Annotated in this window: 10 protein-coding genes; 1 reads left to right on the forward strand and 9 read right to left on the reverse strand. The window is 44.3% G+C overall.

Annotated elements, in window-relative coordinates:
* Positions 1–185: 185 nt before the first annotated feature.
* The 5 genes from ACZ5QV_RS10670 to ACZ5QV_RS10690 all read right to left on the reverse strand — a co-directional run bounded on the left by ACZ5QV_RS10670 (position 186) and on the right by ACZ5QV_RS10690 (position 6934).
* Positions 186–1850, reverse strand: coding sequence for an IS1634 family transposase (locus ACZ5QV_RS10670; RefSeq protein ID WP_464599431.1), 1665 nt, complete (start codon positions 1848–1850; stop codon positions 186–188).
* Positions 1851–2361: 511 nt separating this feature from the next.
* Positions 2362–2964: a methyltransferase family protein gene (locus ACZ5QV_RS10675; RefSeq protein ID WP_464599802.1), complete on the reverse strand. Its 603-nt coding sequence runs from the start codon at positions 2962–2964 to the stop codon at positions 2362–2364.
* Between the two features lie 232 nt (positions 2965–3196).
* The gene (locus tag ACZ5QV_RS10680) at positions 3197–4618 is read right to left on the reverse strand and encodes a DUF4139 domain-containing protein (protein WP_464599803.1); all 1422 of its coding nucleotides are present in this window, start codon (positions 4616–4618) and stop codon (positions 3197–3199) included.
* A 311-nt stretch (positions 4619–4929) separates the two neighbouring features.
* Positions 4930–6450 (reverse strand): DUF4139 domain-containing protein, encoded by a 1521-nt coding sequence (locus ACZ5QV_RS10685; protein WP_464599804.1) that lies wholly within the window; start codon positions 6448–6450, stop codon positions 4930–4932.
* 202 nt (positions 6451–6652) lie between these two features.
* Complete coding sequence (locus ACZ5QV_RS10690) at positions 6653–6934, reverse strand: ferritin family protein (RefSeq protein ID WP_464599805.1); 282 nt, start codon at positions 6932–6934, stop codon at positions 6653–6655.
* A 174-nt stretch (positions 6935–7108) separates the two neighbouring features.
* Here ACZ5QV_RS10690 and ACZ5QV_RS10695 point away from each other — a divergent pair, with 174 nt between their 5' ends.
* Positions 7109–9313 (forward strand): lectin like domain-containing protein, encoded by a 2205-nt coding sequence (locus tag ACZ5QV_RS10695; protein WP_464599806.1) that lies wholly within the window; start codon positions 7109–7111, stop codon positions 9311–9313.
* A 29-nt stretch (positions 9314–9342) separates the two neighbouring features.
* Here ACZ5QV_RS10695 and ACZ5QV_RS10700 read toward each other — a convergent pair whose 3' ends face one another.
* The 4 genes from ACZ5QV_RS10700 to tnpC all read right to left on the reverse strand — a co-directional run bounded on the left by ACZ5QV_RS10700 (position 9343) and on the right by tnpC (position 13107).
* The gene (locus tag ACZ5QV_RS10700) at positions 9343–9597 is read right to left on the reverse strand and encodes a KEOPS complex subunit Pcc1 (protein WP_464599807.1); all 255 of its coding nucleotides are present in this window, start codon (positions 9595–9597) and stop codon (positions 9343–9345) included.
* Between the two features lie 73 nt (positions 9598–9670).
* The gene (locus ACZ5QV_RS10705) at positions 9671–11008 is read right to left on the reverse strand and encodes a DHHA1 domain-containing protein (protein WP_464599808.1); all 1338 of its coding nucleotides are present in this window, start codon (positions 11006–11008) and stop codon (positions 9671–9673) included.
* Between the two features lie 246 nt (positions 11009–11254).
* Entirely contained in the window at positions 11255–11395 is a 141-nt protein-coding gene (locus ACZ5QV_RS10710; protein WP_464599809.1) for a hypothetical protein, read from the reverse strand.
* A gap of 149 nt (positions 11396–11544) precedes the next feature.
* Positions 11545–13107, reverse strand: coding sequence for an IS66 family transposase (gene tnpC / locus ACZ5QV_RS10715; protein ID WP_464599444.1), 1563 nt, complete (start codon positions 13105–13107; stop codon positions 11545–11547).
* Between the last annotated feature and the right edge of the window lie 32 nt (positions 13108–13139).

The raw sequence follows: 13139 nt of genomic DNA on the forward strand, positions 1-13139 counted from the left end.
AGTTCCGCTTCGGGAGCACGGTGTCCGTTTCGCTCGCTTCGCTCACTCAAGCAGACTAAAAACATTTTTCTGTTTTTCTCACTCAAGCAGACTAAAACTTTACTTTCAAAGATGCATGTTTTTCCGTTATCAAGCGGCTTTGTTTGTGTGGGCCTAAGGAATGAATAATCCTACTGATGACGTTTTTATTGGGGTGGCAGGTAATTACCCAAGTTCAAGAAAGAAAATAATGATGCTTGCTTTGTACTCATCTCTTCCAGAATAATATTACACTTATTTGATTCTTTATCCTGGATAACTGCCAGCCTAATTTCGGACAAATTTTCAATTAGTCTTCTCATAGAAAGACCATATCTCTTTGTCTCCCAGGCTAAATATCTGTAGAAAAGTAAGCCAATTATAGACAGAAATACGTGAACTTTGATATTTTCATCTTTGTGGTGGTACACCGGTCCCACAGGGACAAGCAGGTGATCATTCAATAGCTTAAAATCATCCTCTATAGCGCCTTTATTGTTGTATGTTTGCACAATTTTTTTAGTGTGCCAACGGTGCTTATCTGTAAATAGTATATTTTTTCCTAATGAATTTTCGCGCTTATTTTTATTCTCTTCGTCAATCCAGAACTTTAACTGAGGTTTTTTCTTACCTTCAGGAGCATCAGTAATTTCATATTTCACCATACTTCTGTATTTTTTGATAATAATGTCTGCAACCTCTTTTTCTACACTGCTCCTGTTTCTTGCTTTTCCTCTGTTGCTTTCCAGTCTCCTCTGTAGGTCTTCCAGATTCTCAGTTATTTTTGACATATTTGACTCACAAGTTCTTTTTTGAAGTTTGTGAGTTCCTTCATTGAAAGTAATTACTGTTGTAAATTCTGTCCCGTAAAACTGATGCTTTGTCCGATAGCCATAAATTTTGTGGCCTTCTGAGCTTTCATATAAAAATTGATATTTAGATAATGGCACTTCAAGAAGATCATCTGCCTGATTTGCTTTTACAGCCCCTACAAAATTCATCTTTGAAGTTGCTTTTTCAATGTTGTCCTTTGAATTGTTTCCCTTATCAAAAACAAGAACAAGGTCTTCCGAACAAATATTCAATTCGGTTAGACGGTTTACTATTTTGTCAACCAGACCTGAAAATTCCTCTGAATCATGCACATTTCCTGGATATGTCTCGTGAATAAAAGGTAAGTTGTAATCATTAGCAGCCAGCGCTACAGATACCTGATTTTTGTCTTTACGATGCTTTTTGTTATACCCTTTATGAAGCAATTCACTTTTTTCATCATAATTGGTAGCATAAGTGAACCAGTTTGATTCATCCACAAACAGTACTGAAGGGGTTAGTCCTTTTTCGATGAGAACTCGGCACAAATCGTCTTCAATATTTTTCATTGTGTCGGAATCAATGTAATTCATATGATTCAAAAAATTCTGACAATTTAATTTATGAGGGAATTTCCACTTAAAAGATAAGGCCGATTTTTTGAACCATTCCCCAATACCGTTTTCACTTAAAACTCCATGAGATTTCCCCACTATATCAAGTAAAAGATACTCTCCGACACTTAAACCATCGATTGATTTTTTCATAGTGTGCTTGTTCACTATGTCAACGAATCCAAGCTCTTCATTCACATGAAGAAGTGCGGCAAGTTTGCCGTACTCAAAAGATTTCAGTTTCATGTAGGGCAATGATTCACTCTGTTTTTTCATTTCAAATATTTTTTCGGCATTGCCTAAATATATCTGAAATATAGTTTTCACTTTTCCATCAATTCTGCCAGTTTTAATAATATACCAGTATTTTTTACCGTTGATTATTTTCTGTTTTAAAAAAACCATGATATAAATTTAGGTTCTACGTATATAAAGATATTTCTTCAAAAAACAGATACAATAGGCTTTTTAAATGTAATTTAGAACTTAGGCCTTACAAATATTTTTTTTAACGGATCTTCCTTGCCACTGATTTTTGTGGCAAATCAAGGCAAAAATAGCTCTTCTTTGAAAGCTGAGTAAAAACATTGTCCTGTTTTTCTCGCTCAAGTGGACTAAAAAAGCTGTTCTGTTTCGCTCGCTCAAGCACTAATAATTGGAAAACTTAAAAAGTGCCAGAGCAACCATAAATAGTATCTTTCCGGCGTTCTTTTTTCCGTGTGTTCCGTGTGTTCCGTGGTTTAAATCTTAGGTCGAGATTAATGGGATATTCTATGATCAGCGGGCCGATCTCAATATTCCGGGTTTATGAATTTAATTTGGAATCGCAGTAGTAGAGGAAAAAGGCTAAGCGAAGTATTGTCTAAACTGAAGAGACAGGTTGTTGGCGTATAATGTCCAATGCAACTATTTTTTTTTAATTGTTTTCCCATGAATGAGGAATTATCCTGTGAACCCGTTTTTGGTACTCCCGGTATTCGTCACCAAATTGTGACACCAGTCTTTTTTCCCAGTGCAGGGACCCCAGATACAGGTATACAGTGGTCAAAATGTATATGACAAGCAGATTGACGGTCATAAAGGGAGTGAGCCAGATTATGATCAGTCCCGTGAGCAGGAAGGGGTCCCTTATCCAGCGGTAAATGCCCCGGATATTCAGGGCCCCTCTTGCTTCGGGAGTTTTTGGGGCAGCAAGTTGTGAGCGTATTTTGAATCTGTGGGGGGCATCCAGCATAGCTTTGGGGGCAATGATTGCCATAATCACCTGTCCTCCGACCATCAGCCAGCGCCAGGGGGAAGGTACTATATAGAGAATAGGCCCCGGATTTTTGTAGAGCAGATAGACGAGTGGCGCTATCGTTAGCACTGCAATGAGGCTGTATACCGGCATATACAATGTTTCTGCCCTGGAACCCACGATTCGTATGATGAAGCGTTTGAAGGGCAGGCTTGCCGTAAGGCTGTGAATAGCTGCAAATGTCACCAGACTAAAAACAAGAATAATTGTTGACAAAACCAATTCCAATAGTCCCCCTCTTCCATTTAAATTACCTGATATTTAGTATTTGTTACGTGAGGGGGCTGTCAGATCTGGTGTTCATCAATTTTGTGATTTTTCTGAGGGTTTCCGCTTTTGTTTTTTGAAAGTAAAAATTGGAATATTGGAATAATAGTTGACATTTTTGGGCTCTGCCCAAAAACGACAGTTTTAAACATGTTATTCTCTTGAAAGCACCTGCGGAAGATCGGTTTTAATATCTTGTTTCAACGGTATAGGAAACGGTCTTTTCTCCGTCTGCCGGGACCGCTACTACCCATTCGGCCGTGAATGCGTCGGTTTTTTCGTATTCGTCAGAGTTCTTTGTAATTTCCCAGTCTCCATAGAAGTGTTCCATGACTGTGACTTTCTGGGCCCCGGTTTTATGGTTCTTGAGTTTTATTTCGTAGCTTTCTCTTCTTACGTCATCGCTGACCCGGCTATAGTCGGTCTGTGTCCTTTCTCCGGTGACGTCGAAGGCGTTTCCGATAACAACCTCAATTTCCTCGTCTTTCGGGGTGTGGTCTATGTTATCTTCTCCGAGGAACTGGAGCTGGCCTTCGGAGTCGGCTTTGTAGACTCTGACCGTGCCTGCGGGCAGAGGCATTCCAAGGCCTTTTTCTTCTGAGTTTTCCAGTTTCAGGTAGACCTGTACCTTATCGCTCTTCCGGGTATCGAAGACCAGTTCTTTTTCCAGGGGAACAGAGTCCGCGGAGAGGAGGGAGATCTGTTTTATCTGTCTGTCCTTGAGGGTTGTGGGCCTTTCAAGGGTGTAGAGGTGGTACTCAAAAAGGGTTTCCTCGGCGAAACTGTCCCTGGCTGCTCCGGCGTACATCATTTCGTTATCTTCCGCCATGGCATATTTGGGCTGGGGGGTTGCGGTCCTGTGGACTTCGCCTGCGACCAGTTTTAGTTTTGCATCTTCGTAGCTTGTTCCTGCCTGGTTTTCGACGCTGACCCAGCCTGTTATGTCAGCTTTTGTATCGTCTGCACTGGCTTTTACAATATAGTCTGCTTCCCATTCCAGGCCCCCGGTCAGGTAGGAGGTCAGAACATTCCGTTTGCCAGCAGTCGGGGAATAGATTTCCCAGACCAGGGTGGGTTTTGTAAGGAGATCCGCCGAGTCCGGAAACTCGACTTTTGAGGGTTTGTCCAGAGCCACAACAGTTCCGTCTTCCTGCCGGAGTACGACGCCCCCGTCCTGGCTTAAGAGGGTGCCTGTGTAGTCCGTGCCCTCCGCATCGGTTACGGTGATCTCTTTTCCGAGGAACTTTTCAAGGAGTTTCGAGCTACTCACGAGGTCGTATTCATAGTTCTGTTCCAGCACAACAGTGTTTTTATCCGTCGGGTCCTCAAACATGACGGATGTCGGGTCAATGCGGGCCGCAACGTCCGTGTATTCGATATGGTTGACCCCGGGTTTGAGTTCAAGTTCTCTTTTCTCCTTTACCAGGGCCAGGTTTCCGTTATAGACCGTAATTTCTGTATCCCCTTCAAGTCCTGCGGCTTTTGCGCTCAGGAAAGCGAGGGGATTGGAAACCCCGGTTCCGGTGATAACACTCGAATGTGATTCTATGCCGTTTACAGCCAGTTCAGGCTGACCTGTCTGCCCGTTTTCCACGGAAATCTGGGGCAAAAGAGCTGAAAATAGGACTATTAATCCCAGAAATAAGGGAATTAGCCATAAGAAGCGATTTCTAGATTCCATAGTAGAGGATATGGAACTGTTTTATTTATATCTGGCTTTAACTGCGAACTTATCCGTAGTTATGCCCAAAATCAGCTTATCATTCCAAAAAACAAAAATTTCTAAACTAAAAAATATTGTCCTGGATAGGGTATCAGGCCCCTCTCCTCTGATTTTTGCGAATATTTTTGAGTTCTGGGTTTTCAAGTTTCTTGATGTACGGGTTCCAGGCTTCTTATTAGCCGCGACGGCCCGTTTCATTACCGGTTTTCAACCGTATAGGTAACATTCTTTTCTCCGTCCGCAGGGATCGTTACCTTCCATTCGGCCGTGAAAGCGTCTGTTTTCTCGTATTCGTCGGAATTCTTGAGGATTTCCCAGTCCCCGTAAAAGTGCTCCACGACTGTAACTTTCTGGGCCCCGGTTTTATGGTTCTTGAGTTTTATTTCGTAGCTTTCTCTTCTTACGTCATCGCTGACTCGGCTATAGTCGGTCTGTGTCCTTTCTCCGGTGACGTCGAAGGCGTTTCCGATAACAACCTCAATTTCCTCGTCTTTCGGGGTGTGGTCTATGTTATCTTCTCCGAGGAACTGGAGTTGTCCTTCGGAATCGGCCTTGTAAACCCTGACCGTGCCTGCGGGCAGAGGCATCCCGAGGCCTTTTGCTTCCGAATTTTCCAGGTTCAGGACGACCTGTATTTTATCACTTTTCCGGGTATCAAAGATCAGTTCCTTTTCCACGGGCACAGAATCTGCGGAAAGGAGGGCGAGTTGCTTGATCTGGTTATTCCTGAGGGTTGCGGGCCGGTCGAGGGTGTAGAGGTGATACTCAAAAAGGGCCTCTTCGGCAAAGCCTTCCTCAGTCGGGGCTACCATGGCCGTTTCTTCTGCAACCGCGTAGTCGTACATCACCTGAGGAGCCTCATAGACTCTGTGGACTTCGCCTGCGACCAGTTTCAGTTTCGCGTCCTCGAAGGTCGTACCTGCCCGGTTATCGAGGCTGACCCAGCCTGTGATATCGGCTTTCGTGTCATCGGCGTTCGCCTTGAAGATGTAGTCCGCCTGCCAGTCCAGGCCTCCGGTCAGGTAGGAGGTCAAAACATCCCTTTTGCCGGCCACAGGAGAATAGATCTCCCAGACCAGGGTGGGCATTGTAAGGAGCCCTGCGGCATCCGGGTACTCGACCTTTGAGATCTCGTTCAGGCTTACCACAGTCCCGTCTTCTTTTTGGAGCACGGCGCCCCCGGAGTAGCTTAGCAGGGTTCCGGTATAGGCATCTCCCTGGGTCTCGGTTATCGTAATCTCTTTTCCAAGGTATTTCTCAAGGAGCTTGTAGGTGCTTACAAGGTCGTACTCATAGTTCTGTTCGAGCACGACCGTGTTTTTGTTTTTGGTATCCTCAAACATTACGGAAGTCGGGTCAATCCGGGAGGCCACGTCCGTATACTCAATATGGTTTACCCCGGTTTCGAGTTCAAGTTCCTTCTTCTCCTTTACCAGGGCCAGGTTCTGGTTATAGACCGTAACCTCGGTGGCTCCCCCAAGTTTTCCAAGATCCGAACTAAAGATATCAATCGGGTTTGCAGGCTGGGCCCTTGCCACCATACTTAAATGAGACTCGATCCCGTTTGACTCGATTCCATTTGTTTCAAAGCCGATCCCGTCCGCAGCCTGGTTTTCGGCGGGGGCCTGGATAAATTCCGCAGAAAAAACCGCTGAAAATACCGCTATCAACCCCAGAAATACGAGACTGAGCCAGATTAAACGCTTATTCCTTCCCATGCTTGAAATTAGGCATCTGTTTTATTTATACGTGTCTTTAACTGCGGTTTTGTCCGTACTTATGCTCTGCCAGGTTTTCGGGAACTGAGGTGAGAAACTTCCTTTATTTTCAAAAGTGAATTTGGAAAATCAGGCCTCCGGCTTCCCGGCAGTTTCCACAAATTAATCCTCTGATTCTCCCTTATTTCGGTCCGGCAGCTGTTCAAATCCCCTTTTTCCTTTTTGCCAGAGCGTAATCAATGTAGATCTGCAAAAATTCTTCATCGGCCGCCAGCAGCACGGTCTCGAACATGGCCACATGGATTTTTTCTTCCCGGGCGATGTCAAGGAGGACCGTTCTCAGTTCCTCACTATTCGAAAGGGCTGCCATTTGCTCATAAATGTTGATTGCATCCAGTTCGGCGATCATGGCGGTCCTGAGTATTTCTTTGTTCAGGTCTTCAGGTCTGGTTTTCTCAAGATTAAATGGTATTTTTGAGAGCAAACTCTCCCCCCCTTTATCAGGGTATATGAGAGGAAGGATAATGTCTTTTCCGATTGCTCTCTATCAACAAAATTTAAATATTTATAGGAGCTTTATATATATTCAGAAGCCTCTTCAAAATACGATTTCTTCTTTTTCATTACCTATTTATCCAATTCTTCTGAGGAGAATACCTTGAAAATAAGAACATTCGCACTTTTTGCACTCATTCTTATGTGTTTATCGGCTAGCATTATCCTGGCTTCCGGGACAGAGCAGGATTATAATTTATCGGTTGACGTTGGAATTCTGGATTCCGAAACTATAACCCCTAATACCACAGCCATGCTGGTGGATGCTCCTCTGAACCCGGATTTTCTGGAATATAGGGAAAGGAATTCAAGGAGAGTTGTTTTTGCTGAAGCAGAGGCGGAAGCTTCCGGTCTGATCCCTTCTCCTGTGGACTTTAGCAGGCTGAATTCGCTTGTTTTCTCAGCTGAACCTGAAATCCCTTCTGCCTATGACCTGCGGGCTGAAGGCCGGATAACTCCTGCAAAAGATCAGGGACTTTCGGGGGCCTGCTGGGCTTTTGCAAGCTTTGCTTCCCTGGAGTCCAATCTCGCTCCCTCCGAGCTCCGGGACTTTTCTGAAAACAACATAAAAAACCTGCTCTCCTCTCAGTATTCGGATGGGTTTGACCGGCTGCACAGTGGAGGCGGAAACGACCTCATGGCAGCCGCCTACCTGGCAAGGTGGAGCGGGCCGGTGGACGAATCCGACGACCCGTTCAATGACTGGTCCGGGGTTTCCTCAGAGGGGTTTCCTGTGCAGAAACATGTCCAGAATATCTTCTTAATGCCCCCGAGGAGCAACTCTCTGGACAATGAAAATATCAAACTGGCGGTCCTGAAATACGGAGCTGTGTACACGACAATTTACTCCGTAGGTCTTAAAGATTCATATTATGATTCAACGCACAACAGCAGTTACTATCCTTCTGGCAGTATCATCGATCACGCAGTCAGCATTGTCGGCTGGAACGATTCCTATCCTGCGGAATATTTTTCCAACAATCCCGGGGGAGATGGGGCCTTTATCATAAAAAATAGCTGGGGAGATGACTGGGGAGAAAATGGATACTGCTACGTCTCCTACTATGATGCCGTGCTTGGAAAGAAAGCCGAAAATTCGGTATTCCTGCCCGAGGACTCCTTGAACTATGACCGCATATACCAGTATGACCCCTTGGGCTGGGTTTCCCAGACTGGCTATAAGGATACTGAAACCGCCTGGCAGGCAAACGTCTTTACAGCGGAGTCTGCCGAGATTCTCAAAGCCGTGAGTTTCTATACCGTAAATTCCAACACTGAATATGAAGTCAGGGTCTACCTGGATCCCGACTCCGGTCCTCTGAACCGGGAAGGGGTCTATGTACTTTCTCAGAACGGGTCGTTTGACTTTTCGGGATACCATACGGTCCTTCTGGAAAATGGGATTAACCTCAGTTCCGGCCAGAGTTTTTCAGTTGTTGTTAAACTGACCACCCCCGGAGAAACAGCTCCTCTTGCAGTCGAAAAACTGGAGTATTACTATAGCAGCCAGGCAGAAGCCGGACCCTTGGAAAGTTATCTGAGCAGTGATGGAGCTTTGTGGGACGACCTGACTACCTTCTCAGGGCATGAAGAATCCAACTTCTGCATAAAGGCGTTCACCTCCACGGTTCCCCTACCGGAAGCCGCTTTCAGTGCAAACCTGACCTCAGGGGTCCGGCCTCTGACCGTCGAGTTTACCGACAGTTCAGTCCATGCCGAAAGCTGGGCCTGGGACGTGGACGGAGATGGAAACCCTGATTACAACACGCAGAACCTGAGCCATACCTACAGCTATCCGGGCATCTACAATGTTTCCCTGACCGTTTCGAGCTCGTGCGGATCGGATACGGTAACTAAATACGGGTACATCAATGTCTTGAACAGTCTTGCAATCGTACAGTATCCCCCTACAGAAAATCTCTCCACTCTGGAAGGAAAACCCACAAACTTCAGCCTTGAGACTGACGAGCTCTGTAACTTTACCTGGAGCATTGACGGAAAACCTGACCTTAAGGAAACGATGTCCATGGCTTCAGTGTATTCGAACAGCACGGCTTCTCCAGGTACTTACGATGTGAGCGTGGCGGCTGATAGCGGATATGAAACTGTCCGGTATGCCTGGAACTGGATCGTTTTTGACTGGAACCCCTGGGATGAGCCGGGGTCTGAGGAAAATGAAACGGTTACGACCACTGAGGTCCAGGAAGCCATCCACTGCTGGTTGAACAATGAAATAGCCCCGGAGACCGGAGCTGAAGTCATGGACGAAAGGCTGGAAGAACTGTTTAAGGCCTGGCTTGAGGATTAACCTGTAAATTTAAGTAAAAAACGAATATGTTATTCTTTGTTCTCTTCGGACTCGCTTCCGAGGGCCTTTCCCACACCCTCTCCGATTTTCACGTTCATAAGGAAATCGTCCACGGTTGCGAGAAGGGACCCGATTTTTTCCGAGCGAAACTGAACTGAAACTTTTTCGTCAGTTATTTCAGTCTGCATACTGCGAAGGTTGTCCGGGGCAAGCGCCTGCAGGACCTTTGCCGCTCTTTCCCTTGATTCAGGGTCAGGAAACTCAATGCTGCCTCTGATTTTCATGCTTTTTTTCCTTTTTTTTCCTTTTCTTTTTTCTTTCCGTTTTTCTCTTTACTTCAAATTTTATTTTGGCCTCTCAGGCCTTTTTTCCTTCGGTGGGTTTTTGGAGTTGTTCCCCTATAATCTGGTCTACTACACTTAAAAATTCGTCTACGGTTCCGAGGGGGATCGAGGCCCCGGACGCGACACTATGCCCGCCTCCACTCCCTCCTACGGAGCCTGCGGCTTCCCGCAGGGCAAAGGAAAGATCAAGTCCTTTCGCGACCAGTTCGCGGGTTCCCCGACCTGAGATTTTCAAAATTCCTTCGGACTCGTTTATGCAGATGAAGGGCAGCTCCGGATGCACATAGCGGACGACTGTGCTTGCAAGGGCCCCGGTGGAGAGGGCTTCTGCGGTGCTTATGTACCAGATATTTTCTCCTTTCCTTATTTTTTCCAGATTGGCTCTTATATCAAGGACCAGTTCCTTCTGGTGTTCTTTTGAAAGAGCCAGGGCTTCTTTTACGGCCTCCTTATCCTTCAGGCAAAGGGCCAGAGCGAGCCCCTGCATTTTTAGTTTCCCGCAGGTATTCATGATGGAGACAAAATCGTAAACATTTGGCACGAGTTCTTTTTCGAGCACGAATACGTCTCCTATGACGGCATCGATAGCTTCCGGGCTTGCTCGCTTCGCCAGTTTCAGGGCGATTGCGCTTGTCAGTTTTTTGATCCCTTCTTCGGAAAGGCCTTCAATCTCTCCGGAAAGCCCGAGGATTTCCAGAAACTTTGTCACCTTCTCAGAGTCTCCCGTGATATCCAGGAAAGGTTCCATGCTGTAGGTAAGAACCTCGGCCAGGTCCCCGTCCCCTACCTTCAAACCTTTTCGGATTGATACGACCCCTGCTTTCAGGGCTTCGTCTAGGATATAGGCGTTGGCTGTCCGGAAGAGCTGTTTATCCCCGATAGCTCCCGCAATGGCAAGTCCTGCCAGGCCAAGGTTTTTCGAGCCTCCCAGTTCCCTTGCCACCAGGTAACTTGTGCCTGAGGCCGAGATGTCCGTGGCCCCGTCGATTCCCACATCATGGGCGTTTACTACCGTTGCGGGAGACTTTCCCACAGGTTTATGGTGGTCGATAACCACTGCATCGTTCCGAAGCCTGGCAAGTAGTTCGGACTGCCCACTGCCCATATCACAGAAAACCACAAGTTCCCCCTCCGAACTGCTTTCATTAATCTGCTCTATTAAACTCTCGTCAAGCTGTCCGGATATGGTAAGCTGGAAACGGATATTTTCCCGAAGCAGGGCCTGGGCCATGATCCCGGCCGAGGTCAGCCCGTCGGCGTCGTTATGGGATATCAGGCGCACAAAGCTGTAGCTCCGGATTTTTTCTGCCACATTTTTCGCAAGTTTTATTAGATTTTCTATTTCATTCAAGGCCCATCACTCGTAAATTTAATAATAAAGTGTGTAACTCTATATATATAATTTCTCTGAAGGTCCGCAGTTTCTGCAATATATATTTTATGTACTATAATAAATAAAGGCAGACCCGCTTATTGGAGAGTTTCTGATAAATATTTTAAAAGATTGGGGGCTGCCATAAAGGCTCTACAGGCTGAAAATTCTTGAAAAATGCATTATCCTTTCCAGAGATTAAATTAATAAATTATAAACTGTTCGTCATTCTTCTCCTTCCCCCATGTAACAGGTATTATCAGGCAAAAAAGGAGCTATCAGAAGTACCGCAAGCAGCAGGAAAAAGGTCCCCCACATCCTTAGCCGGGTTTCAAAAGTCGCATAAAATATGAAAATCCCCAGCATAATATATACTATAAAACTCAACTGAAGTGCAATTTTAACTCTGTATCTAAAAGCTACACTATCCTCCAAAAAAATCCCCTATTCAGGAAGGAGGGCTGAGAATAAATATTTGAGCATTTTAATAAATATTAAAGGTATTTTGTATCTATTCAGGGTAAGGGTGGCACATTTTCAATCGCCGCATGAAGTGAACTTATAGTAGGTATATTATTCTTTATTAGTGTAGATATGTATCCCCTAATTCTAAAGAAAACATCTGCTCCATGGGGTTTCCTAAAATCTCCCGATATTTTTTGCTGAACTGTTATCATTCTGAGATCTCTTTCTGCTTGGTTGTTACTGAAAGGAACTCTTAGATCCGTAGCAAACCTCAAGATTTCTTTTTCATACTTTGAAAGTCTATCAAGGAGATTTTTTGCATCGCTCTGCGCTTTTCTTCCTCTTTTAACCCCATTGTCTTTCGAGATTTCAGGTGGAGGATTGTCCTCAAATCCTTTCATTAGTATTGACTGATACTTTTCTTTAAAGGTCTTGAGCGTATCTTCATCTATTTGTATGCCCTGTTTTCTGGCAAAGTCTGCGCATTTTTTAATTTCATATAGGAGATCAGACATCTCCTCAGCCCACACTTGCTTGAATATGTTATAAATGTCTTTAAGTTCTCTTTGAATGTGGACATTACATGCCGCATGTTCACATTTGTATTTAAAATAGGGTTTCCAGAAATCGTGGACTATAATTCCTCTATATTTAGGCAACACTCCCATTTTATTCATTGCTTTTGATCCTCGACTCCTATTATGGAAATAGTATGTATATTTTTTTGTAGAGATTAAATGGCAGTATTCCCCTTGACCACCAACGTCGATTCCAGTTTCATCACCATGGATGACATTTTCTTTTATCAGTTGCTTCTTGATGTGGTTTGTAGCACCTTTCAACTTGTGAAATAACTTATTTTCTGCCCTAATTATTGTACCAACGCTTATATCAAATCCAAAGGCATCTTTAAATAATTTCTTGATTCGGTCATAGGGAATCAATTGGTAGTTTCGGAGGTAAATTGCAATTGTTAAAACCATATTGCCATATTGGACAGGTTTTGTAATTGATTTCGGAAAAGCAGCTTTGTTTTTGCGGTTACAATAAGGACATTTTTTGATCTCAGCACGATGTTCGGTCACTTTACGCCTTACAATTATTTCAAATTCTTGTCTCTTCTCGTAATTTATAACTTCAATCTTCTCAATGTTACAACCACAATGTTCACATTTATGTAGCTTATAAATGATTGTTTTATCAGGATTTTTAATCATCCTTAATGTAGAACCAGGATGCCCTTTTTGGCCGCCAGGACGTCTAAAACTTCCTTTTTGTGAACCTTTTGATTGAGGTATTTTATCAGTAGAATTGTTAGTAGAGGGAAGTCGATTTCTTTTTTGGTTTTGGTTATTCTTTTTTAGGCGAGATTCTAACTCATTAAGTCTTTCTCGAAGTTCGGTGTTTTCGGATTCAAGATTTTCATATCGAGATTCAAGCTCTTCGTGTCGAGATCCAAGATCTTCATACCGAGATTCAAGCTCTTCGTGTCGAGATCCAAGATCTTCATACCGAGATCCAAGATCTTCATACCGAGACTCAAGATCCTCAATATATGAAACAATGGATTCAGGGTCTGAACGGCATTGAGTAAGAATCTCTTCACATTTCATAAACCTCATTCCAAAATCCGATGATTTTTATA

The sequence above is a fragment of the Methanosarcina baltica genome (assembly GCF_055394095.1).